The 24,781-nt window shown below is 71.2% G+C and carries 14 protein-coding genes and 1 pseudogene; 10 read left to right on the plus strand and 5 right to left on the minus strand.

Features of this window, described 5'->3' with window-relative positions:
• Positions 1-41 precede the first annotated feature (41 nt).
• From R8F63_11490 to R8F63_11520, 7 genes are read left to right on the plus strand one after another with little or no spacing between them, the layout of a single operon-like run.
• On the plus strand, positions 42-2,354 hold the full coding sequence (locus tag R8F63_11490; GenBank protein MDW3219224.1) for a hypothetical protein: 2,313 nt from the start codon (positions 42-44) through the stop codon (positions 2,352-2,354).
• A complete protein-coding gene (locus R8F63_11495) occupies positions 2,351-3,211 on the plus strand; it encodes an ABC transporter ATP-binding protein (protein ID MDW3219225.1) in 861 nt (286 codons plus the stop codon). The genes R8F63_11490 and R8F63_11495 overlap by 4 nt, the downstream gene beginning before the upstream one ends.
• Entirely contained in the window at positions 3,208-4,101 is an 894-nt protein-coding gene (locus R8F63_11500) for an ABC transporter permease (protein ID MDW3219226.1), read from the plus strand. The genes R8F63_11495 and R8F63_11500 overlap by 4 nt, the downstream gene beginning before the upstream one ends.
• Before the next feature lie 10 nt (positions 4,102-4,111).
• On the plus strand, positions 4,112-5,761 hold the full coding sequence (locus R8F63_11505) for a hypothetical protein (GenBank protein MDW3219227.1): 1,650 nt from the start codon (positions 4,112-4,114) through the stop codon (positions 5,759-5,761).
• Positions 5,758-6,753: a MoxR family ATPase gene (locus R8F63_11510; protein ID MDW3219228.1), complete on the plus strand. Its 996-nt coding sequence runs from the start codon at positions 5,758-5,760 to the stop codon at positions 6,751-6,753. The genes R8F63_11505 and R8F63_11510 overlap by 4 nt, the downstream gene beginning before the upstream one ends.
• Positions 6,754-6,760: 7 nt before the next feature.
• Entirely contained in the window at positions 6,761-7,630 is an 870-nt protein-coding gene (locus tag R8F63_11515) for a DUF58 domain-containing protein (protein ID MDW3219229.1), read from the plus strand.
• Positions 7,627-12,069, plus strand: a complete 4,443-nt coding sequence (locus R8F63_11520; protein ID MDW3219230.1) for a VWA domain-containing protein — start codon at positions 7,627-7,629, stop codon at positions 12,067-12,069. Before R8F63_11515 ends, R8F63_11520 begins: the two co-directional genes overlap by 4 nt.
• A gap of 37 nt (positions 12,070-12,106) precedes the next feature.
• On the opposite strand, the pseudogene ccsA reads toward R8F63_11520, so the two are convergent.
• Both ccsA and R8F63_11530 read right to left on the minus strand, forming a co-directional pair.
• Positions 12,107-13,747, minus strand: a pseudogene (gene ccsA, locus R8F63_11525) (cytochrome c biogenesis protein CcsA).
• A 56-nt stretch (positions 13,748-13,803) separates the two neighbouring features.
• A complete protein-coding gene (locus R8F63_11530; protein ID MDW3219231.1) occupies positions 13,804-17,151 on the minus strand; it encodes an error-prone DNA polymerase in 3,348 nt (1,115 codons plus the stop codon).
• 37 nt (positions 17,152-17,188) lie between these two features.
• Here R8F63_11530 and R8F63_11535 point away from each other — a divergent pair, with 37 nt between their 5' ends.
• The 3 genes from R8F63_11535 (at position 17,189) to R8F63_11545 (ending at position 20,666) form a co-directional block, all read left to right on the plus strand.
• Positions 17,189-18,418, plus strand: a complete 1,230-nt coding sequence (locus R8F63_11535; GenBank protein MDW3219232.1) for an acyl-CoA dehydrogenase family protein — start codon at positions 17,189-17,191, stop codon at positions 18,416-18,418.
• A gap of 578 nt (positions 18,419-18,996) precedes the next feature.
• Positions 18,997-19,386, plus strand: a complete 390-nt coding sequence (locus R8F63_11540) for a DUF4267 domain-containing protein (protein ID MDW3219233.1) — start codon at positions 18,997-18,999, stop codon at positions 19,384-19,386.
• A 26-nt stretch (positions 19,387-19,412) separates the two neighbouring features.
• Positions 19,413-20,666 (plus strand): amidohydrolase family protein, encoded by a 1,254-nt coding sequence (locus R8F63_11545; protein ID MDW3219234.1) that lies wholly within the window; start codon positions 19,413-19,415, stop codon positions 20,664-20,666.
• 4 nt (positions 20,667-20,670) lie between these two features.
• Here R8F63_11545 and R8F63_11550 read toward each other — a convergent pair whose 3' ends face one another.
• Genes R8F63_11550 through R8F63_11560 form a run of 3 tightly spaced genes read right to left on the minus strand, consistent with a single transcriptional unit; the run spans position 20,671 to position 24,769 of the window.
• Positions 20,671-22,539 carry an ABC transporter ATP-binding protein gene (locus R8F63_11550; protein ID MDW3219235.1) on the minus strand — a complete coding sequence of 623 codons (1,869 nt, stop codon included), beginning with the start codon at positions 22,537-22,539 and terminating at the stop codon, positions 20,671-20,673.
• On the minus strand, positions 22,539-24,359 hold the full coding sequence (locus R8F63_11555; protein MDW3219236.1) for an ABC transporter ATP-binding protein: 1,821 nt from the start codon (positions 24,357-24,359) through the stop codon (positions 22,539-22,541). The genes R8F63_11550 and R8F63_11555 overlap by 1 nt, the downstream gene beginning before the upstream one ends.
• Positions 24,356-24,769: a MarR family transcriptional regulator gene (locus R8F63_11560; protein ID MDW3219237.1), complete on the minus strand. Its 414-nt coding sequence runs from the start codon at positions 24,767-24,769 to the stop codon at positions 24,356-24,358. Before R8F63_11560 ends, R8F63_11555 begins: the two co-directional genes overlap by 4 nt.
• Positions 24,770-24,781 lie beyond the last annotated feature (12 nt).

A 24,781-nucleotide genomic window follows, 5' to 3' on the forward strand; every position in this document is an offset into this window, starting at 1 on the left:
GCCGCGGGGGCGCGGCGTGGTTCGTGTGTCATGCTCGCACGGTGCGTGCGAGGGGTGAGGCGGACGTCGGAAGAACCGGGCGGGGCGCCGTCTTCGCCGCGCTCGCGCTCGCCCTCGTGGCCGCGACGTTCATCCTGCTCCCGACCCCGGCGGGGGCCGACCGGGCCGCGCCGGTCACCGAGACCACCACGACGGTCGGGCCCGGCGACTTCGACCCCGGTCCGATCGACGATCCCATCACGGTCCCCGAACCGATCGACGTACCCGCCTACCCCGGCACCGGACCGGACGAGCCCGATCCCGGCGAGCCCGACCCGGAGGAGCCCGGCGATCCCGAGGCCGAGATCACCCAGCCCGAGGTGGCGGCCGAGCACGGCTTCGCGATCGAGATCCACGGTGGCGTCCGGGGCCTCGCCCGGGCGGGTCAGCCGCTTCCCGTGGCGGTGGAGATCGCCGCCCAGCGCCTGATCACCGGCGAGCTTCGGCTCGTCGCCACCGAGGGCGATCGCACCGTCACCGCCGAGCGCACGATCGAGGTGCCGGGCAGTTCGACGAAACGGTTCGTGCTCGTCGCCCCGCTGGCGATGGGCGCCTTCGACGATCTCGTCGTCGAACTGTCGATCGAGGGCGAGGTGATCGTCTCGCACGAGGTCGTCGCGGCCGTGGACCCGCAGGTCGAGATCGTCGGCGTCATGGGTCTCGTGAGCGCCGCCGACTCGCTTCCGGCCACCGCCGAGCTGGCCGTCCCCAGCGGATCCGCCGTGCTCGTCGGGCTCGACACCGAGACGCTCGGAGCCGGTCTCGCCGCCCTCTCCGTGTTCGACAGCATCGTGGCCTCCGCCGCGGACCTCGACGCGTTGGCCGGCCGGGAGTTCGAGGCGTTGTCCGCGTGGGTCACGGCGGGCGGGCAACTCGTCGTGGACGAGGTGAGCGGGCCCGTGCCCCGCATCCCCGAGGCGTGGCAACCCGCAACCGGCGAGGCTCGCACGGCCGGACGCGGCCTCGTGCGGCTCTCCGCGGGCGAGGCCAAGGTCGGCGCCTGGGACACCGTGCTGTTGCCGACACCGATCGACGACGCCAGCGAGGCCGGCGGGTTCGATCTCCGGGCGGGCGAGGACGAGGCCGCGGGTCTCGACGCGATCCTCAGCGAAGACGCGGGCTTCTCGCTGCCCTCGATCGTCGGCATCCTGATCCTGTTGACGGTCTACGCGCTCGTCGTCGGCCCCATCGGCTATCTGGTGCTCCGTCGCCGGGGCCGGACCGACCTGATATGGGTCACCGTGCCCGCAGTCGCGGCGATCGCCACCGTGGGCGTCATCGTCCTCGGCGCCGATCTGCGGGACAACACCAGCGCGGCGCATCTCACGGTGCTCGTGACCGGCGAGGGCACGGATGTCGCCACCACCCACGTGCTCGTCGACAGCGAGGAGTCCGGGATCCGGCTGCCCCGCGGGTGGACGAGCGTGATGACCGACGTCGGCGAGACCACCCGGGACGCGCTGATCGAGGGGGGCGACGAGGGTTCGACGGCCCGGCTCGACCTCGACGCCGGTGACTACGGCCGGATCGCCGCCATCGGGCCCGTCGAGGCCCCCGGTCTCGTCGTCGAAGCGACCTCCGATGGCGCCGGGCGCGTCGAGGGACGCGTGGTGAACGAGACGGACACGACCCTGCACGACGTGAGCGTGCTCACCTCGGCCTACGGACAGTCGTTCGGATCACTCGGCCCGGGCGAGGAACGGACGTTCTCCCTCTCCGGCGTCGACGGATTCGAGCTGCGGGCCGACGCCGCTGCCCTCTTGTGGGGCAGCAGCCGCCTCGCCGCGATCGACGCGTGGGAAGCGCTCTACGACGAACGAGGGGGCGTGAACACGGCCCCGATCGGCGCCGTCGCCGCCGTCGGCTGGTCCGATTCGATGCCGGCCCCGGTCACCACGGCCGACGGGACCACGATCGGCTCCGGTCGGACGGTCGTCGTCTCGCACCACACGATCGACGCCGCGCCCGGCTCCAACATGGCCACTCGCCTCGAGATGGTCCGCGGCCCCGCCGGGATCGGCAGCGGATTGAGCGCCACCTATCAGGGCGTCGTCGACCTGCCCGACGGCACGGAACGGGTTGCGGTCACCATTCCCCGCTTCGCCCTCGAACTGGAGGTGTGGAACGGCACCCGGTGGCAGTCGATCTCGACCACCGGCCGCGAGAGCACCCGCAACTTCCGGGTGGAGGACGTGGTGATCGACGGCCTGATCCACGTCACCATGGAGATCGACCGCCGCCAGGTCTTCGAGTTCGCCAACGGCAAGACGCTCGCGATCGGACCCGTGGACGAGGACGAGGCGGTGGACGGATGAACGCACTCACCATGAGCGGCGTCGTCAAACGCTATGGGTCGACTCTCGCGGTCGCCGGCCTCGAACTCGACGTCGCCGCCGGGGCGCTGCTCGGGCTCATCGGCCCGAACGGGGCGGGCAAGAGCACCACGCTCGCCATGGCGGCGACGCTCACCCGTCCGACCGAGGGTTCCATCGAGGTGCTCGGCATCGACGCGGCCGCCGACCCCCGCGAGGTGCGTCGCCGGGTCGGATTCATGCCGGACCAGATGGGCTTCTACGACGACATGACGGTCGACGAATACCTGCGGTTCTTCGCCGATGCCCACGAGATCGGCCGCAAGGAGCGACCGGCCCTGATCGACAACCTGCTCGAGCTCGTCGAACTCGGTCCCCTGCGTGACCACCCGGTGGCCGGCCTCTCACGGGGGCAGGCGCAACGCCTCGGGATCGGCCGGGTGCTCGTGCACGATCCCGACCTCCTGCTGCTCGACGAACCGGCCAGCGGCCTCGACCCGGTCGCCCGGGCCGACCTGCTGGAGTTGCTGCGCCAGCTGCGCGATCTCGGCAAGACCATCGTGATCAGCACCCACATCCTCTCCGAGCTCGAACCGATCTGCACCGAGGTGGCCGTCATGGCGGCGGGCCGCGTCGTCGCGATCGGAGCGCCGGACGAGCTGCGGACCGACCCCGACCCGGCCCGAACGATCGAGGTCCGCTTCGTGGACGGCACCCGCGAGAGCTTCACCGTTCTCGACGACGAGGAACAGGAAGCACTGCTGCGCCGGCTCGTCGCCGACGAGACCCGACCCCTGCTGGAGTTCCGGCGGAGCCACCGCGGCCTGGCCGCGCTGTTCGAGCGCGAGGTGGCGGAATGAGGCCGCTCTCGAATCCGATCGTGTCCCGCGAGCTCGGGTCACGGATGCGCAACTGGCCGGCGACGCTCGTGCTCTTCGGATTCCTCGCCGTCGTCACGGCTGTCGCGATCGTGGCGTACGAGGCCGAGCGCTCGTCGAGCACCGACGCGTTCGACGCCGTCACCGCGGTCGAGGGCGCCCAGGTCGGCCGGACCCTCTTCGACTGGACGCTGTTCCTCGTCCTGTTGCTCATCCACTTCGTGGTGCCGGCCGTCGCCGGCGCGGCCATCGCCGGCGAACGCGAACGCCGCACGCTCGCCCCGCTGCAGCTCACCCTCGTGCGGCCCCGGTCGATCGTGCTCGGCAAGCTCGTCTCGTCGCTCGCCTACGTCCTGCTGCTCGCCGTCGCCGCCGCGCCGATCCTCGCGATCGGGTATCTCGTCGGTGGCGTCGACCTCGGCGACCTGCTGCGGGCCGCCGTGGCGGTGGTGTTCACCGCCCTGGTGCTCGGCGCGGTGTCGATCCTCTGCTCGGCGTTCTCGACCCGGGTGCAGGTGGCGACCGTGGCGGCGTACGCGATGGTGGTGCTCATGACCCTGGGGAGCCTCGCCGCCTACAGCGCGGTCGCGATCATCGACGACCGCCAGGGCGACGACCCCGTCGACCCTCCCGCCGCCCTGCTCGTCGCCGCCCCGCTGGCCACCGTGGCCGACTTCCTCGCGGCCGACAGCAGTGGCGATTCCGGCCCGTTCGACGCCCTCGCCTCCCTGACCGAATCGGAGGACGCGTCGGGCCGAACCGTGCGCGGCGAGTTCTGGCCGTGGTCGGCCGGGACCCTTTTGGTCGTTTCCGTCGTCGTACTGGGTGTGGCCACCCGGCGCGTCCGTGCTCCGGGCGCGCGAGACCGATGAGGAGCGTTCGATGAGTTCTCGAGTGGAAGACCTTCTGCACCGGGTGATCCGGCGTCTGCGCGTGGTGTGGGCCGTCGACTGGTTGAGCTTCGTGGCGCCGATTCTCGCCGTCGTCGCCCTCCTCCTGCTCTTCGCCGCCCGCCAGTGGCCGATCACCTGGCCCGAACCGGTGGCGCTCGCGATCGTGGTGGTCGCGATCGTCGTGATCGGCGTCGCCGCGGTGGTTCGGCGGATCAGCCTGCGCCGAGCCGCGCTGGTGGCCGATCACGCGCTGGGCACGAAGGACGTGTTCAGCACCGCGTTGGAGTTCGACGGCAGCGATGGACCGTTCGTCGACGCCATCCGCACGCGCGCCGACCAGGCGGCCACCGCGCACCGGGCAACCGAAGCGGTGCACTGGCCCCGACGGACCCGCCGGTGGATCGTCGCCGCGGTCATCGGCGGGCTCGCCATCTCGCTGCTGTTCATCACGAACCCGCAGGACGCCGCCCGGGCGGCGCGCGATCGCGCCCAGGAGCTGATCGCCGATCAGATCGCCGAACTCGAGGAGATCGCCGAAGCGCTGGAGGCCGAACGGCCCGAGGACAGCGAGGCGGCCGAGCGGCTGGAGGAACTCATCGCCGAGCTGCGCGGGACCGATGATCTCGAGCGGGCCGACGAGCTCCTGGCGGAGGCACAGCGCGAGTTGGAGAACGAGATCAGCGACGACCTGCTCGCCCAGCGGGCCGCGAACCGCGGCCTGGAACGCAGTCTGGCGGCCGATCCGATCTCGAGCGCCGAGAACGGTGACGCCGCCGAGCAGCTCGAAGCACTCGCCGAGGAGCTCGACGGTCTCGACGCGGCCGCCCGTGAGGAGCTCGCGGACCGTCTCGAGCAGCTGGCCGAAGCACAGGAGGTCGGCAACCCGGAAGCCGCAGAGGCGCTGCAGCGGGCCGCCGAGGCGCTCGCCGAGGGCGACACCGAAGCGGCCGCGGACGCCCTGGCCGACGCTGCAGCCGCCCAGGAGGCGTCGAGTGACGCGATCGCGGCCCAGGCCCAACTGGGCGAGGCGGCGAACGCCGCGGCCACCGCCCGCGACGGGCTGGCCCGGGCCGCCGAAGGATCCGGCGAGCCGTCCGGGCAGGGCGAGGGCTCCGGAGAGGGCGAAGGCCAGGGCGAGGGTGAGGGCGAGGGTGAGGGCCAGGGCCAGGGCCAAGGCGAAGGCGAAGGTCAGGGCGAGGGATCCGGCCAGGGCGAAGGCCAGGGCGAGGGATCCGGTCAGGGCCAGGGACAGGGTCAAGGCGCCGGCAACCCGTCGGGCAACGTCGGCGGAAGCCAGGCCCAGACGGGCTCGGGCCAAGGCGGCCAGGGCAACATCGCCGGTGTCGGCAATGCGGACGTCGCTCCGCTCGACGGCGCGACGGTCCTCGTCGGCCCGGAGGGCACCCCCGGTGAGACGATCAACGTCGACGGGACGGGCGACGGCCCGAGCGAGACGATCGGTCAGGGCGACACCGAGTCGAGCGACGGCTCGATCACCGTGCCCTTGAGCGACGTGATCACCGACTTCCGCGACCAGGCGATCGAGAGTCTCGACGGCAGCCCGATCCCGCCCTCGTTGCGCGACCAGATCGCGGCCTACTTCGAAGCCCTCGCGGCGACCACCAACGGAGGACCATGACGGAGACGACCACGCTCACCCCGGAGGACTACGCCGCCACCGGCGAGGCCATCCGCCAGCAGATCGCCAAGGTGATCGTCGGCCAGCGGGACCTCGTCGACACGGTGCTGGTGGCCCTGCTCTGTGAGGGCCACGTCCTCCTCGAGGGCGTGCCGGGCCTCGGCAAAACCGAGCTGCTGAAGACGCTGGGCGAGGCCATCACGGTCGACCTCGGCCGTATCCAGTTCACGCCGGACCTCATGCCGGCCGACGTCGTCGGCACCCAGGTGCTCGAGGAGGGCGACGACGGGCGACGGACCTTCGAGTTCCGGCCCGGCCCGATCTTTCACAATCTGGTGCTCGCGGACGAGATCAACCGGGCGACGCCGAAGACCCAGTCCGCCATGTTGGAGGCGATGCAGGAAAGGGCCGTCACCGTGGCCGGTGCCACCCGCCCACTCCCCCGGCCGTTCTTCGTGATGGCGACGCAGAACCCGATCGAGAACGAGGGCACCTACCCGCTGCCCGAGGCCCAGCTCGACCGCTTCCTGATGAAGGCGCTCGTCATGTTCCCGCCCGCGGAGGATCTCACCGAGATCGTGGCCCGCACCACCGGCACGGCCCGGCCGACCCTCGACGCCGTGGCCGATGCCGCTCACCTGCGCGAGATGATCCGGCTCACCCGCGAGGTCCCGGTCGCCGCCCACCTGATCCGCTACGCCGTCGATCTCGTCGCCGCGACCCACCCCGGCCGGGGCGGTCCCGACATCGTGCAGCGGGCGGTGCGCTTCGGCGCGTCACCGCGTGGTGCGCAGGCGCTCATCCTCACGGCGAAGGCGGCGGCGCTGCTCGACGGTCGCCCGAACGTGGCGGCCGACGACATCGCGTCGATGGCCCGCCCGGTGCTGCGCCACCGACTCGTCACGGGCTACGAGGCCATCGCCGACGGCACCACCACCGACGAGGTGGTCGACGCGATCGTCGACGCCACCCCCCGGCCCGGCGCGAACTGAGATCCCCGTGCCCGGCGAGCCCCTGTTGGACGCGAAGACGCTCGCCCGACTCGAGCGTCTTCAACTGCGCACGTCGCAACGGCTGGCCGGACAGTTCAGTGGCGACCATCGGTCCCAGCGCCGGGGCACATCGCTCGACTTCGCGGACTATCGGGAGTACCACCCGGGTGACGACTTCCGCCGGATCGACTACCACCTCTACGCCCGCCTCGATCAGCTCCTCCTGAAGCTCTTCGAGGCCGAGGAGGACGTCACCGTCCGACTGCTCGTCGACACCTCGTCGTCGATGTCCGCCCCCGACAAGTTCCGGCTCACGAAGCAGGTGGCCGCCGCCATCGGGTTCGTCTCGCTCGTGCGCCGCGATGCGGTGACCGTGGCGACGTTCCCGTTCCATCTGCCCCCGCCCCGCTTCAACGGGCGCGCCGCGCTCGGGGCGCTGCTCCACCATCTCGAACAGATCGAACCGGGCGGCGTCACCGAGTTCGCGAACGCGGTCGGCGACCTGCTCGCCCGCCGCTCCACCCCCGGCCTCACGGTGGTCGTGTCGGACCTCCTCACGCCGGACTGGGCCACGGCGATCCGGCGCCTGCCGGCCCGCGGCGACCAGGCCGCGGTCGTGCACATCGTCGACCCCCGTGACCACGAGCCGGACGTCGGCGGCGACATCGACGTCGTCGATCGCGAGACGGGGGCGACGGTCGCCGTGTCCGCCAGCCCGCTCGACCTGCGGGCGCTCCAGACCCGGGTCGCCGAGTGGCAGGACGAGGTCGCCGAGCGGTGCCGGATGTCGGGCGTCCACTACACCCGCATCGCGGTCGGCGACGACCTCGAGCGCACCCTCTTCGGGTCGTGGCGGGCCGCGGGGATGGTCTCGTGACCTTCGCCAACCCCGCCGCGTTCCTCCTGCTCGGGCTGACGATCCCGATCCTGCTCCTGCACGTCCTGCGGCCCCGCCGCGAGCGGATCGAGGTGCCGTCGACCTTCCTCTGGGACGAAGCCCCGAGCCCGGTGTCCGCCGCGGTTCCCTGGCAGCGGCTGCGACCGAGCTGGCTCCTGCTCGCCCAACTGCTCGCCGTCCTGCTGCTCGCCACCGCGCTCGCCCAGCCGACCCGGGCCACCGACGCGATCCTGGCGGACCACACGGTCTTCGTCATCGACACGTCCGCCTCGATGGCCGCCCGCGACGGATCGCCGGACCGGCTCGCCGACGCCCTCGGCACGGCCCGCGACCTGCGGGGACAGATGCGCGACGGCAGTCTGGCCAGCGTCGTCGTGGCCGGGCCCCGGAGCCGCGTGCTCCTCTCCGCCAGTCCGGACCGCACCGCGTTCGACGATGCGCTCGATCGGATCGAGGTGTCGGGTGCCCCCGCGGACTTCGTCGACGCGTTCCTGCTCGCCGAGAGCCTCGAGACGCCGGGGGTGCCGATCGGTTTCGCGCTGATCAGTGACGGTGGGCTGTCGATCGCCGAGCAGCGGCTGCTGCCGCCGGACACGACGTACCACGGCGTCGGTCGGTCGAGCACCAACCGGGCGGTGAGCTCCCTGGTCGTGGAGCCGACCGTCAGCGGGCTCGGCATCATCGCGACCGTCACCAACCATGGTGCGGATCGGGTCGAGCAGCCGGTGCGGGTCGACGTCGACGGCCTCACGGCGGCCGAGACCGTGCTCGACATCGGCCCGGGCGACGAGGCCGTGTGGGAGATCGACACGGTGCCCGGCGACCGAGTCGACGTCTTCCTCGAGAGCGAGGACCTGATCGACGCCGACGACCACGGCTACGCCGTCACCGCGCGGCGGCGCGAGCTCACGGCCCTCATCGTCGGCCCCCGGGACCCGTTCCTCGACCGCGCGTTGGCGGTCATTCCGTCGGTCACGGTCGAGCACGTCGAGTCGCTTCCGCTCAGCGGCACGGATGCCGACGTCGTCGTCTTCAATCAGGTCAACCCACCCGATGACCCGGGCGCACCGTTCCTCGCGATCGCGCCGCCAGACGGCGCCGGGCCGATCACCGTCCTGGGTGAGGTCACCGCGCCGTCGATCACGCTGGTCGACCCCGACCATGCCATCACCGAGGACCTCGACCTGGTCGACGTCGTCGTCTCGGCCGCTCAGCAGGTCGACCCCGGGCCGGGCCAGGTGCTCGTCGCCGCCCCGGGCGCCCCGCTGCTGATCGAGAGCACCACCGGCAACCGTCCGTTCCTCTATCTGGCGTTCGACACCGCGTCGACCAACCTGCCGCTGCAGGTCGCCTTCCCCGTCCTCATGGACCGGGCCGTCACCCTGCTCGCGGGCAGTGCGCTCCCGCCCACGGGGGTGGAGGTCGGCGACTCGATTCCCATCACCGCGCCGGACGGCGCCACCGTGATCACGCCGGGCAAACAGGAGATCGCGGTGCCGCCGGGCACCCGTCCGCCCCGCGCCGACCGCACCGGCTTCTGGCGGGTCCTCGACACGGACGGCAACGAGACGGTCATCGCCGTCAACGCACCGGCCGCGGAGAGCAAGGTCGATCCCGTCCCCGGGTTGCCCACCGAGCTGAGCGTGGTCCGCGACGGCGAGGAACGGCCCCGCGGGGAACGGTCCGTCGTCTACTGGTTCCTCTGGCCGCTGCTCGCCGTCGTGGTCGCGGAAGCACTGCTGGCCCGGCGCCGGCTCGGCGTCGGCCGTCGCCAATGGCGCTTCGCCGCAGCCCTGCGGGTGGGGGTGGCGGCGCTCGTCGTCGCCGCCCTGTTCGGCGTCACGATCAACCGGCCGGCGGGTGAGGTCGCGACGGTGTTCCTGATCGACGCCTCCGATTCGTTGAGTACCGGCGGACGCAGCGAGAGCATCGAGTGGGTCCAGGACGCCCTCGACGCCCAGCCGGGCGGCGTGCGCAGTGCCGTCGCGTTGTTCGGCAAGGACGCCCGCCTCGAGTCGACGCTCCAGCAGGACAACTCGCTCGGCGTGCCCGCGGTACAGATCGACGCGGCGGCAACCGACCCGGAGCGGGCGCTGCGCCTCGCCGGGGCCGTCCTGCCGACCGACGCCCGCCGGCGGATCGTGATGCTGTCCGACGGCCGCTTCACCACCGGCGACGGGGAGCTCGAAGCGTCGATCCTCGGCAACGCCGGGATCCAGATCGACGTGGTCCCGGTCGGGCGCCAGTCGGGCGTCGACGTCGCCATCGTGTCCGTCGACGCCCCGGGGGCCGTGCAGGAGGGCGAGACCTACTCGATCACCGCGACCCTCGACGCCACCGACGCGGCCACCGTGGTCGTCGGCCTCCTCGCCGACGGCGACCTCGTCGAGGAACGCATCGTGGAGGTCGAGCCGGGCGCCACCACGGTCACGTTCGAGCGCGAGGCCGAGGAAGACGGCGTCGATCGCTACCAGATCCAGGTGGCCGCTCCGGGCGACGAGATCGTCCAGAACGACAGCGCGTTCAGCGCCGTGCGGGTCGAGGGTCCGGCCCGGGTGTTGATCATCGAAGGCCAAGCGGGCGACTCCCGCACGTTGCGCACCGCTCTCGAGGCGGGCGAACTGCTGGTCGACACCGTGAGTCCGGCGTCCATTCCCGCCCTGGAGGAGCTCGCCACCTATCGCGCCGTCGTGCTCGTCGACGTCGAGGAACGGGCGCTGACCGACGAGCACATCGAGCAGCTCGGCATCATCAGCCGTGACCTCGGTCGCGGTCTCCTCGTCATCGGCGGCGAGCGCAGCTACGGCCTCGGCGGCTATCTCGACAGCGAGCTCGAGGAGCTGCTGCCGGTGGTCAGCGAGATCCTCGACCCGGAGCGACGCCAGACCGTCGCCGAGGTCCTCGCCATCGACACCAGCGGGTCGATGGGCAACTGCCACTGCAGCGAGGGCGGGAACGCCAGCGACCGACCCGACGGCGGCTCGAACAAGACCGACATCTCCCGTTCCGGTGCGGCCCGGGCGATCGACGCGCTGAGCGAGAACGACGAGGTGGGCGTGCTGGCCTTCAACTCGTTCGACCAGTGGGTCATCGATCTCCAGAAGCTCCCGAGTGAAGAGGTCGTGACAGCCGGGCTCAACCGTCTCTTCCCCTCCGGTGGTACCAACGTCACCACCTCGCTGATGACCGCGGCCAACGCCCTGCGGGAGAGTCAGGCGAGCCTGAAGCACATCATCTTCTTCAGCGACGGCTTCACCGAGGTGTCGGCCCTCGCGGACCTCGCCACCGAGGCCGGCCAGCTCGCGGCGGAGGGCATCACCGTGTCGGTCGTGGCCACCGGCGAGGGTGCGGCCGACGAGCTCGAGGCGATCGCCACCCAGGGCCAGGGCCGGTTCTACCCGGGCCGCGATCTCCAGCAGATCCCGGAGATCCTCATGGAGGAGGCGGTCATCGCCAGCCGCGACTTCGTGACGGAGGGCCAGTTCTTCCCCGAGATCACCACCGCCTCCGAGGTCGTCGAGAACCTCACCTCCTCCCCCGCCCTGCTGGGCTACGTCGGCACGACCGAGAAGCCGACGGCGCGCACACTGCTGCGGATCGGCCCGGACCGTGACCCGCTCCTCACCACCTGGCAGACCGGCATCGGCACGGTGTCGGCCTGGAGCAGCGACAGCGGCGAACGCTGGGGTCAGCTCTGGGCGGAGTGGGACGGCTATGTCGACTTCTGGAACCGGGTGGTGCGCGACACGTTCCCGGCCGGCGTCGGTGCCGGATCGGTCACGGCCACCGTCGGGCAGGAGTCCATGTCGATCCTGGTCGAGGGGGCCGAGACGTTCCCCGAAGGGGCCGAGGCCATCGCCCGCGTGACCCAGCCCGACGGCACGACCGTCGAGATCCCGCTCCAGCGCACCGCCGGTGCCCGGTTCGAGGCGGAGATCACGCTCGATCAGGTCGGCACGTTCGCCGTCGGAGCCGCCGTGGAAGCCGCCGGCGAGGGCGTGCTGTCGGTGTCGACGATCACGAACTCCACCTTCGCCCCCGAGTACCTGCCCGGGGCTCCGGAGCCGGAGGCCCTGCTCCGACTGTCCGAGCTGTCCGGCGGCCGGGGTGCCATCGGGCCGACGCAGGCGTTCGACGTCGCCGACCTCGCGGTGGGCACGAGGGAGATCGACCTGGCCAACTGGTTCCTGCTGGCCGCGATCCTGCTGTGGCCGATCGCCATCGCCCTCAGCCGGCTGGCGGTGCGGGCTCCGGCGGTGTCGATCTCGCTGCCGACCCTGCCGAGTCGACCCGATCGACCGGCCCGCGAGCCGACGGAACCGCGTGACGAGCAGCCGACGGCGGAGCCGGAGACGACGGTCGGCGAGCTGCTGCGCCGGAAGCGGGGCGAAGGGTCAGGCCAAGACCCACCAGCATGAGGGCCGCGCCGATCCAGATGAACGACGCGAGCGGTCGGTCCCGCACATCGACGACCGCGAATCCGTCGGACCCGTCGCGCAGCACCACCTGCACGTCGCCGGTCCAGCGCTGATCGAGCGCCGTCTCCGCCAGGAGGACGCCGACCCGTTCGTGGGCGACGAGGCTCGGCACCATCGCCACGTCGTCGACCAGCAGGTGGGCTTCCACCGCCCGACGATCGCCGTCGAGCTCGCGGACCTCCAGCGACACGAGCTCGATGGTGTGACCGGCCGCGTCGGTGGGCCGTCCCGGGAACAGGCCGACCTGTTCCTCCACCGTGGCGGTCGATCCGGCGACGCCGAGCAGGAGCAGCGCGATGCCGGCGTGGGCGAGGTGGGTTGCCGACCGGCGACGGTTGGCGAGCACCGCGGCCCCGGCCACGACCAGCGCGGCTCCGGCCGCGGTGGCGAGCACGACCCCCGACCAGGGCGCACCGGCGACGACCCCGGTCACGCCCCCGCCCAGCGCCCCGACGATGAAGAGGCGCGGGCGGGGCCGCACGAGGGTGCCTTGCGCGAGTAGGGCGATCAGGGCGACCGGCCAGGCGCTGCGGGAGAAGTACTGGCCCTGCACCGTCAGCTTCTCGCTCCAGCCGATGTCGCGGACCACCGGGTAGGCCGTGCCGAGCGCGACGACGAGCAGGAACCCGACGCCGATCGCCGCGCCGACGGCGGCCGGCGGGCGACGGGGCGGCGCTCCCGAGGCGGGCCGGCGGAGCACGACTATCGCCGTGGCCGCCGAGACGACCGCGGCCATCGTCGCGAAGCCCCGGCCGACCCCGGGCGTCTGTGCGAACGCGTGGACCGAGCCAGTCAGGCCGGCCCGTGAGACCCACGCGCCGACCACCATCACCGCGAAGGGCGCCATCGCCAGCGCCGTCCTCGCTCGGGGTGAACGCCACCGGGCCCGGTCGCCGTGGAGCGAGATCAGCAGGGCGATCCACGGGAGCAGGGCGGCGTTCTCGACCGGGTCCCACGCCCAGTAGCCGCCCCAACCCAGCTCGACGTAGGCCCAGTTCGCCCCGAGGACGAGGCCTGTGCCGAGCAACACGGCCGCGATGCGCAACGCCTTCCGGCCGGGGAGCGCCGTCGGCGCCGGCCGGTCCAGCGCGAGCAGGAACGGCACGACGGCCGCGAGCAGGCCGGCGTAGAGCACGGGCGGATGGATGAGCATGACGGGGTGTTCGAGAATCGGCGTGAGCCCGCGCCCCTGCACGGCGGGGATCGCCAGCCGCTCGAACGGATCCGCGGCGACGAGGACGAGCGCGGCGGGCGTGGCGACGATCCCGCCACCGACTGCGACGGCGGTCCGCCCGGTCAGGCGTGGCGCGGTCAGCGTGACGAACGTGGCGAGCATGGCCGTCCACAGCAGCAGCGATCCGCCCATGCCGGCCCACAGCCCCGAGAGCCGGTAGAAGGACCGGCTCGTCTCGCGGGAGTGGTCGACGACGTAGGCGATCGACAGGTCTGACACGAGCAGCAGCCGAGCGAGGCACGCAACCGCGATCACCGAGGCGAGCGTCGCGACCACCAACGCCCAGCGGGCGGCGCGCAGCCGGCCACCCATCGCCAGGACCGCCGCGCCAGCGCCCCCGACGACGACGAGCACCGTCGCGACGGAGCCGATGTCGACGGTCATCGGCTCAGCATCGCATGTGCGACGCCGCTCAGGGCGACGGCACCGGTCCGTTCCGTCTACCGAAAGTCTCGCGACGCGGGGGCCGCGCCGACCGGGAGGGGCTCGACCCGGTCGGCCACCACATTGATCACCCCCTCCTCCTTCTCCAGCTTTCCCCGGATCAGCAGGGCCGGGGCACCCCGCACGCTCTTCTTGTAGCGCTGCCAGCATCCTTTGGAGACGACGACATTGATCAGCCCGGTCTCGTCCTCGAGGCTGATGAAGGTGGTGCCGCTGGCCGTCGCCGGGCGCTGGCGGTGGGTGACGACGCCGCCCACGAGCACCCGGCCGCCGCCCTCGGCGTCCTCCAGTCCCTTGGCGGTGATCACCCCCCGCTTGGTCAGTTCGTCGCGGATGAACTTCGTCGGATGACCGTCAGGGGCGACGCTCGTGGCCCACAGGTCCGAATGCGACAGCTCCTGGGGCGACATGCCGGGCAGGGTGGGGGCGTCGACCCCGGTGACGATGCCGGGGAGCCGGTCGGACGCGGTCTGCGCCATCGCCCCGGCCGTCCAGAGCGCCGAGCGACGGTCGATGCCGAAGCAGCCGAAAGCACCGGAGGTGGCGAGGGCTTCGAGGATCGGCAGGGAGATCTTCGGCACCCGCCGACGGAGGTCCTCCACCGAGGCGTAGGGCCGGCCGGCGTCGATCTCCTCGGCGAGCTCCTCGCCGATCCCGCGGACATAGTCGAGGCCGACCCGCACGGCGAAGCCCCCTTCCGACGTCGGCTCGGGCTCGAGGGTTGCCTTCGCCGCCGACTCGTTGAGGTCCGGGGTGCGCACGACCACGCCGTGGCGGCGGGCGTCGCCCACGATCGTGTGGGGCGACCAGAACCCCATCGGCTGGGCGTTGAGCAGGGCCGCGGTGAAGGCGGCCGGATAGTGGTACTTGATCCACGAGGAGGCGTAGACGAGGTACGAGAACGACACCGAATGGCTCTCGGGGAAGCCGTAGTTGGCGAAGGCGGCGAGCTTCAACCAGATCTGCTCGCCGATGTCGTCGGTGATGCCGTTGGCCCGCATGCCGTCGAAGAAGCGGGCCTTCAGCTGTTCCATCCGTTCCTTGCTGCGCTTGGACCCCACCGCCTGGCGGAGCTGGTCGGCGTCGGACGGGGTGAAGTTCGCGACGTCGATCGCGATCTGCATCAGCTGTTCCTGGAAGAGGGGGACGCCGAGGGTCTTCGCCAGGGCGTTCTCGAGCAGCGGGTGGAGGTAGGTGACGGGCTCCTCGCCGTTGCGGCGACGGATGTAGGGGTGGACCGAGCCGCCCTGGATCGGACCGGGGCGGATCAGGGCGACCTCGACCACGAGGTCGTAGAAGCAGCGGGGCTTGAGCCGGGGCAGCGTGGCCATCTGGGCCCGGGACTCGATCTGGAACACGCCGATCGTGTCGGCCTGCTGGAGCATGTCGTAGACCTCGGGCTCCTGGGGCAGGGTGGCCAGGTCGACGTCGACGCCGTCGGTCTCCGCGATGAAGTCGATGGCGTAGTGCAGGACCGACAGCATCCCGAGCCCGAGCAGGTCGAACTTCACGAGGCCGGCCGCGGCGCAGTCGTCCTTGTCCCATTGCAGGACGCTGCGGTCCACCATGGCGCCCCACTCGACGGGGCACACCTCGATCACCGGCCGGTCGCACATCACCATCCCGCCCGAGTGGATCCCGAGGTGGCGGGGGAAGTGTTCGATCTCGGCGGCCAACTCGAGGACCGGGAGCGGGATGGACGTGTCGGGGTCGACGGCGCCGGCCTTCACGTCCCTCCACCGGTCGACCTGTTTGGAGAAGGCGTCCTGCTGGCCGGTGGCGTAGCCGAGGGCCTTCGCCATGTCCCGGATCGCGGACTTGGACCGGTAGGTGATGACGTTGGCCACCTGGGCGCAATGGTGGCGGCCGTGCTTGGCGTAGACGTACTGGATGACCTCTTCTCGACGGTCGCTCTCGATGTCGATGTCGATGTCGGGCGGGCCGTCACGCTCGGGCGACAGGAAACGCTCGAAGAGGAGGTTGAGCGACACCGCGTCGGCGTTGGTGATGCCGAGGGCGAAGCACACCGCGGAGTTCGCGGCCGAGCCGCGCCCCTGGCAGAGGATGTCGGCCCGCCGGCAGAAGTCGACGATGTCCCACACGACGAGGAAGTAGCCGGGGAACCCGAGGTCGTCGATGAGGGCGAGCTCGCGGTCGAGCTGGGTCCAGGCGCCCTCGACCCGCTCGGCGGTGCGGGGGCCGTAGCGGCGGGTGCCGCCCTCCTCGACGAGGCGGCGGAGGTAGCCCATCTCGTCGAGCCCGTCGGGGCACGGGTAGGGCGGCAGGTTGGGGGCCACGAGGGCGAGGTCGAACGCGCATTCGAGCCCGATCGCCGCGGCCCGCTCGACCACGCCGGGATAGCGGGCGAACCGCAGGGCCTGTTCGTCGCCCGACCGGAGGTGGAGACCGGCCGGCGGGAGCCAGCCGTCGATCTCGTCGAGGCTGCGGCGGGCCCGCACCGCGGCCATCGCCGAGGCGAGCCGCTGACGGGCGACGGAGTGGTGGTGGACGTTGCCGGTGGCGACGAGGTCGAGTCCGGTCGACGCCGCGAGTTCGGCGAGGACATCGTTGCGCACCGAGTCGGCCGGGAGGCCGTGGTCCCAGAGTTCGACGGCCACGTTGGCTCTGCCGAAGTCGCTCACCAGCCGTTCGAGGGCACGTCGGGCCGCGGCCGGGCCGGCCTCGGTGAGCGCCTTGGGCACCGGGGCCTTGCGACAGCCGGTGAGGATCAGCCAGTGGTCTTCGCCCCGCTCGCTGCCGACCCCGCCGAGTTCGACGAGTCGCTCGTAGCTGATCCTCGGCGCGCCCTTCTCCCCCGCGAGCTGCCCTTCGCTGATGGCCCGGCCGAGCGTGGCGTAGCCCTCGGGGTCGCGGGCGAGGACGAGGAGGTGTTCGCCCACCGGATCGGCGGGACCGGGTCGCGAGAGGTCGAGGGTGGGTTCTCCGAGCGTGAGTTCGGCGCCGAACACCGTGGGCAGACCGACCGCTCTCGCCGCCTCGGCGAAGCGGACGATGCCGTAGAAGCCGTTGTGGTCGGTGAGTGCCAGGGCCCGCAGGTCGAGCCGCGCCGCCTCCTCGGCCAGCTCCTCGGGATGCGAGGCGCCGTCGAGGAACGAGAAGTTGGAGTGGCAGTGGAGCTCCGCATACGGGGTCGCGCTGCGGTACTGCTCGGGCTCGGTCGGGGGTTCGTACGCCCCTCGTTTGCGCGACCACGCGGGGCTGTCGCCACCGTCACCGAAAACATCGTCGCCCAGCCAGTACTCGCGGGCGCGACCCGACGGCGGGCGGTCCGAGAGTGTGCGTTCGATGTCGGACCATGGCACGTTGGGGCTGTTCCAACCCATCCCCCGACCTTAAGCGAACAGGTGTTCGGTCCACAAGATGACGATTCTCGAAGACGCACGCACATGGGCACAGGCCAACTGGGATCCCGACATGACGGTGCGGGAGTGGTGGCAGTGCCTCGCCGATGCCCGCTACGCGCTCCCCTCGCTTCCCGAGGAGGCGTTCGGTCGCGGCTACTCCCGCCAGGAGGAGCAGGAGGTCAAGCGGGCGCTCGCCGAGGTCGGCACGCTCGGCCCGCCGTCCAACATCGGCACGATGATGGCCGCGCCGACGATCGCCACCCACGGCACGCCCGAACAGATCGAGCGGTTCGTGCCGCCCGTGCTGAACGGCACCGAGACGTGGTGTCAGCTCTTCTCCGAGCCCGGCGCCGGTTCCGACCTCGCCGGCCTCACCACCAAGGCCGAGCGCGACGGTGACGAGTGGATCGTCAACGGCCAGAAGGTCTGGACGAGCCTCGCCGTCGGCACCGACTTCGGGATGCTGCTCGCCCGCACGGACCCCGATCAGCCCAAGCACGCGGGGATCTCCTGGTTCGCCTTCCCGATGCGCCAGGACGGCGTGGACATCCGGCCCCTCGTCGAGATGACCGGCAACGCCATGTTCAACGAGGTGTTCATGGACGACACCCGCGTGCCCCACGCCCACCTCATCGGCGATCTCAACAACGGCTGGCGGGTCGGCAACACCACCCTCATGTTCGAGCGGGGTTCGCTAGCCGGTGCCGTCGTCGAGCTGCCCTACGCCCGGGGCGGGTCGCAGTCCGAGGATCTCGATCTGCCGGCCGGTTCGTTCGGCCTGCGGACCGAGGGCGGTCCCCGGGCCACCGTGGACAGCGCGCCCACGGCCGTTCGCTACGGCGACTACGCCCGCGCGCTCGGCCGTGACGACGCCGCTCGTCGAGACGCCCGCACCCGCCTGCACATCCGCGAGGAGGTCAACCGCCTCCTCGGCCAGCGGGCCCGGTCCGGGGCCGTGCCGGCGATCGGCAATCTCGGCAAGCTCGCCATGAGCGAGATCGCCCGCATGCGGCGCGAGGCCGGAAACCTCGCCATCGGTGCGGCGGGGATGCTCGCGGGCGACGACGCCGCCGCCGGTCCGGGAAACGGCGAGGTGCAGGCCACCACCGTGCACTCCCCCGCCCCGTCGATCTATGGCGGGACCGATCAGGTCCAGCGCAACATCCTCGGCGAGCGCTTCCTCGGCCTGCCCAAGGAGCCGGGACCTCCCAAGGAGACGCCGTTCCGGGATCTGCCGAGGAACTGACAACGATTCTTCCGGACGCCGACGGCGCTACCGTCGGGCCCATGCGCTCGGTGGAGGACTTGATCGAGGAGGACGAGCCAGCGATCGAGCTCATCGCCGAGTGGGCAGATGGCTCTGGGGTGAGGGTGGACGTCCTCGATCCGTCCGCGAATCGCCAGGCCACGTCCACTACTGGGGGCCAGATTCGCTGCAGTGGGTGTCGCTCGGGGTTGGATTCACGGGCTTCGTCCAGTGGGCACTTGCCGGCGACTTGCATGTCGTTCTACCCATTCCTCTGGACGGAACAGGGAGCGGCCGCGGCGAGCTCCCGCACGGAGGTACCCATCGAGGAGGGAGTGGTCGGTTCGGGCCGAGGCGGTCCGACAGCTACAGAGCTAGCTGTATTGATTGTGTGGGGCGTCGACGGTGGCGATGTGGCCCCGCCGAACCGCGTGGCAAGACGGGAACCGACTCGGATGTTCGTCTCACGTATTGCGACATGCGACAGGACGGATCTGTCGCATGTCGCAAAACGTGGCACGGCAGGGCGCACGGATCGCCGCAGGGAACCCGCGCCGCCGGGCACTAGCTTCGGCGCCATGCACACCTCCGCCGTCATCGCCGGGTCGATCCGAGCCCTCTCCGGGGCATCGTTTCTCATCGCACCGGAGCGGGCGCAGAAGCTCTGGTCGCAGCGGGAGGCAACGGACCCCACGGCTCGACTCCTCCTCCGATCGATGGGCTACCGCGACCTGTTGATCGGCGGGGGGCTGGTCGCCGCGGGGCTCCGCGACGACGACCGGGTGCCGGCGTGGTTCTTGGCGTCGGCCGGGGCGGATGTGGCCGACCTGATCGGTGGGCTCGCGGTGAAGGACGAGCTTCCCGAACGCGACCATCTCACCGGGATCGGCGGGGCCGCATTGGGTGTGGCCGTCGGCCTCGCGGGCGCGATCGCCGCGTACCGGGGTCGGGTCACGACTGGCGGTTGACCCCTCCCAGCGGCAAGGCTGGACACATGGCCGTCACCGAGAAGACCTCCACCGGATCCGACACCCACTACATCGTCATCTCCGCCGACACGCACGCCGGCGGCAGCCACTCGGCGTACCGCGAGTACCTCGATGCCGAGTTCCTCGACGAGTTCGACGCGTGGCGGGGCAAGTACAAGAACCCCTACAAGGACCTGGGCGACAACCGCCGTCTGCGCAACTGGGACAAGGAGATGCGCGACACCCAGCAGCTCGACGAGGAGGGCGTGGTCGGCGAGGTCATCTTCCCGAACACGGTGCCGCCGTTCTTCCCGTCGTTCGTGCTGTTCGCCCAGCCCCCCGGCCCCGAGGACTACCGCAAGCGTCGGGCCGGAGTGCAGGCCCACAATCGCTGGCTGAAGGAGTTCTGCGAGGAGGCGCCCGAGCGCCGCGCCGGGGTCGGCCAGATCTTCCTCAACGACGTCGACGACGCCATCGAGGACGCGATCTGGATCAAGGAGAACGGCCTGCGGGGCGGGATCCTCCTCCCCAACATCGCTCCCGACGTCAAGTGGGTCCGCCCGGTCCACGACCCCTACTACGACCCGCTGTGGAAGGTGCTCGAAGACCTCGAGATCCCCGTCAACTGTCATGGCGGCACCGGCGCGCCGGACTACGGCAAGTACCCGATCTCGATGTTGCTCTACATCAACGAGGTCAGCTTCTACAGCCAGCGCCCGCTCGTCCACATGATCCTCGGCGCCGTCTTCGAACGGTTCCCGAAGATGAACTTCGTGCTGACCGAAACCGGCGCGGCCTGGATTCCCGGTCTGCTCCAGACCCTCGACGGCACGATCAAGACGATCCGCGACACCGGCGAGACCGGCGAGATCAAGTACGACAAGGGAACGCTCCCGTCGATGCTGGCCAGCGAGATGTGGGCCCAGAACTGCTGGGTCGGCTGCTCGCAGCCCGGGCCGGCGGACATCGCCGCTCGCGACAAGATCGGCGTCGACCGCTACATGTGGGGCAGCGACTATCCCCACGACGAGGGCACCCATCCGCACACGAAGGAGCATCTGCGTCGCCGCTTCGCCGACGTCGACCCGGCCACGACGGAGAAGATGCTCTACGCCAACGCGGCCCGGCTGTACGACTTCGACCTCGATGCCCTGGCGCCGCTGGCCGAGCAGTACGGGCTCACCCGCGAGGAGATGCACACGCCGATCGTCGGCGGCGAGGATCCGACACTGCGGGACAAGATGACGATGTCCGACGACATGTCGTCCGACGCGCTCTAGATGACTAGCTGACGCCGCCCGTCGCCCACATGTCGGCGAAGTGGCCGCCCGCCGCGATCAGCTCGTCGCGGGTGCCGACCTCGGCGATGCCGCCACCGTCGACGACCACGATCCGATCGGCCCGCATGGTCGTCTGGAGGCGATGGGCGATGATCACCGCGGTGCGGCCGTCGAGCACGACGTCCAACGCGGCCTCGACCGCCTGTTCGGTGCGCAGGTCGAGCGACGACGTCGCCTCGTCGAGCACGAGGAGCCGCGGCTGGGAGATGAACGCCCGGGCGAGCGCAAGGAGCTGACGCTCGCCGGCGGAGAGCGCGACCCCACGTTCGAGACACGGCGTGTCGAGGCCGTCCGGGAGCCGGTCGAGCAGCGGGCCGAGTCCGACGGTGCGACACGCGGCCATGAGCTCGTCGTCGCTCATCGTGCGGTTGCCGATCTGGAGGTTCTCCTTGATCGAACCGCCGAACAGGAACGGCTCCTGCGGAACGACGCCGATCTGACGGCGCAACGAGGCGAAGGTGACGTCGCGCACGTCGTGCCCGTCGATCGTGACCCGACCGGCCTGCGGGTCGTAGAAGCGGTTGAGCAGCTTCGCGATGGTCGACTTGCCCGCGCCGGTCGGCCCGACGACGGCGATCGTCTCGCCCTCGTGGATCTGGAGGTCGACATCGGAGATCACCGGTGTGTCCGGGTCGTAGCCGAAGGTCACGCCCTCGAGCCGCACCTCGCCCTGCACCGTGGGCAACTCGTAGGCGTCGGGCTTCTCGGCGACCGTCGGCTCGTTGCGGAACACCCCGTCGAGCTTGAGGACCGACGCCCGACCCTGCTGGTAGATGTTGTACAGCGCGACGAGTTCGGTGATCGGTGCGAAGAAGGCGCCGACGTAGAGCACGAAGGCGATCAACTCACCCAGCGACACCTGCCCCTCGAGCACGAGCCCGCCGCCCACGACGAGCAGCACCATCTGGGCGAACGGCCCCATCGCCTCGGCGCCAGGGCCGTAGACACCGTTGATGTAGGCGGTGCGGTCGTTGGCGTCGAGATACTCACCCGCCTCGTTCTGGTGCTCGATCACGGTGCGCCGGCGCCGGTTGTGGGCGGTGATGATCCGGATGCCGGCCAGGCTCTCCTGGAGATGGGCCAGCACGTCGGCGATCGTGTCGCGCACCCGCAGCTGGGCCACCTCGGCGACCCGCCGATACCACAGCGACAGCACGAGGGTGCCGGGCACGACGGCGAGCAGGGTGATGACCGCCAGCAGCGGGTTGAGGATGAACAGGGCGATCGTGACCGCGGCGAGGGTCACGCCCTGCACCGCGAGCTGCACGAGCCCCTGCTGGAAGAGTTGCTGGAGCGGCTCGAGGTCGCTGGTCATGCGGCTCAGGAGCCGACCGGCCCGCTCGTTCGTGTAGTAGTCGATGCTCAGCCGCTGGAAATGGGCGAACAGCTGCACCCGCAGGTTCGCCATCACCCGGGCCCCGACCCGCCCGGCGAACATCGTCCGCACGACGCCGACCAGGATCGACACGGGCACGAAGACGGCGAACAACACGCCCATGAACACGACGAGATCGCGGTCACCCTTGGCGATGCCCTCGTCGATCGAGATCTGGAGCAGGAGCGGACCCGCCTGGGCCATCACCGCTTCGAGCGCGATCAGCACGAAGACGCCGACGAAGGCGAGCAGGTAGGGGCGCAGGAAGTGCGTCATCGTGAACGGCGCCCGGTCGTACTCGCTCTGGCTGAACGGCGGCGGGTCCTCCGAGACGTCCGGGGGCCCCTCGTCCATCCAGCGTTGGACCTTCTCCGCGACCTCCGGCGGGATGCCGCTGAACCCCGTGTCGGCGATGCCGCCCCAGCCTGCGTGCGCCATCAGCCGGCCTCGACGTCTGCCGCGTCCTCGGCCTCGTCGTCATCCATGTGCTCGAGCAGCTCGCGATAGCGGGGCTCGCAAGCGAGCAGCTCCTCGTGGGTACCTTCCGCAGCCACGACGCCGTCGGCCAGCAGCACGACGCGATCGGCCAGCGAGATGGTCGACACCCGATGGGCGATGACGATCACCGTGCGATCGGCCGTGGCCTCGCGCAGCCCGGCATGGATCTTCTCCTCCACCCGCACGTCGATCGCGCTCGTCGCGTCGTCCAGCACGAGCACCTGCGGGTCGTGGAGCAGGGCGCGGGCCAGCGAGATGCGCTGGCGCTGGCCGCCGGAGAGCGTGTAGCCCCGTTCGCCCACGACCTCGTCGTAGCCGTCGTCGAGCTCGGCGATGAACCCGGCGGCCTGGGCGGTGCGGGCGGCGGCCTCGATCCGCTCCTGCGAGGCCGTCGGATCGGCGAACGCGATGTTGTCGCGGATGCTCATCGAGAACAGGAACGGATCGTCGAGCGCGACCCCGACCACGGACCGCACCGAATCCAGCGTGGCGTCGCGGATGTCGACCCCGTCGACGCGGACGGACCCGCTGCGCACGTCGTAGAGGCGGGGCAGCAGGCGGGCCACGGTCGACTTGCCCGACGCCGTGGCGCCGACCAGGGCGACCGTCTCCCCCGGCTCGACCGTGAGGTCGAAGCCGCGCAGGACGTCGGCGTCGTTGCCGTAGCCGAAGTGGACGTCGTCGAACCGGATCGCACCGCGAGCACCCGTGAGGTCGACCGGGTCGTCGCACTCGACCACCGTGATGGGCTCGTCGAAGACCTCGTAGACCCGCATGGCCGACGCCTTGGCCCGCTGCGCCATCTGCACGAGATGGCCGATGAAGCGGAACGGCACCTGCACCATCGCCACGTAGGAACTGAAGGCGACGAGGGCTCCGATGCCGATGTCGCCGCTCTCGACCAGCAGGCCGCCGTAGAGGAGCACCGCGACCTGACTCATGCGGGGCAGGTGCTCGAGGGCGGGGATGTAGCGGGCCGACACGTCGGCGCCCTTGACCATCGCCCACCGGAGCTGGTCGGCGACGCCGGTCATGCGGGCGATCTCGTGCTCCTCACCCGCGAAGTTGCGCACCACCCGCACGCCGGCGACGTTCTCCTCGACGACGGTGGCGACGTCGGCCTGGCGGGCCATCACCAACCACCACGCGGGCAGCTGGGGGTGGCGGCTGCGCAGTCCGAGGTAGGCGACGATGGGGACCGGGATGATCGTGACGAGGGTCAACGGCACGCTGACCGCGAGCATGAGGACGAGCGCGATGCCGAGGCTCGCGAGCGAGAGCGCCATGAACGGCCCGAAGTTGAGGAACATCTGCACGGCGCGGATGTCGCCGTTGGCGCGGGCGAGCAGCTGTCCGGTCTCGCTGCGGTCGTAGTAGGACGACGACAGTCGGGACAGGTGATCGAACACGGCGTGGCGCATGGCCGTCTCGACCCGGAACGCCACCCGGAACATCGCCCGCCGGGCGATGAAGCCGCTGACGAACGCGACGACCGTGAGCCCCGCGAGGGCGAAGGCGTAGGGCGCGATGTCGTCGGTCTTGTCGTCCAGCGCGTTGTCGATCGCGAGCATCAGCACGGCGGGCACGAGGGTGCGGGCGAGCATGCCGATCGCGGTGCCGCCGATCGAGGCGATGAGGCCCAATCGCATCGGGCGGATGACGGGCCACAGCCGACGGAGCCAGCCCAGGCTCGCGTCCGGATGGGGCCGGCCGAGGGGCTCGGGATAGCGGGCGAGTTCGTCGGTGGCGACGGCGGTCATGACTCGTTGCGCCGGGCCAGCGCCTCGCGCCACAGGCCGAGGCCGGCCCGGGCGGCCTCGCGGTCGGCCGGGTCGAGGTTGGCGAGCAGCCCGTCGAGCGCGGCCGAGGCCGCCTCGTCCGCGGTGTCGAGGGCAGCGCGGCCCGCGGGCGTGAGCTCGAAGTCCACCCGTCGTCGATCGTCCTCGGCGCGAGCGCGCGCCACCAGCCCGTCGTCCACGAGTCCGTTCATCACGGTCGTGACCGTGGGCGGCCGCACGGCGAGGAACCGGGCCAGCACGGCGCCGGAGGTGACCCCGGCTTCGACGAGGGAGAGGGCGCGGAACTGCGAGCTGGTGAGGCCGGTCTCGTTCACCGAGATCTCGATCGCCCGCCCGAGTCCGATCACCGCGAGCGCCGGCGCGCGGTTCACAGCGATCTTCTT

Source organism: Acidimicrobiales bacterium (assembly GCA_033344915.1).
In the GTDB taxonomy this organism is placed as follows: domain Bacteria; phylum Actinomycetota; class Acidimicrobiia; order Acidimicrobiales; family Aldehydirespiratoraceae; genus JAJRXC01.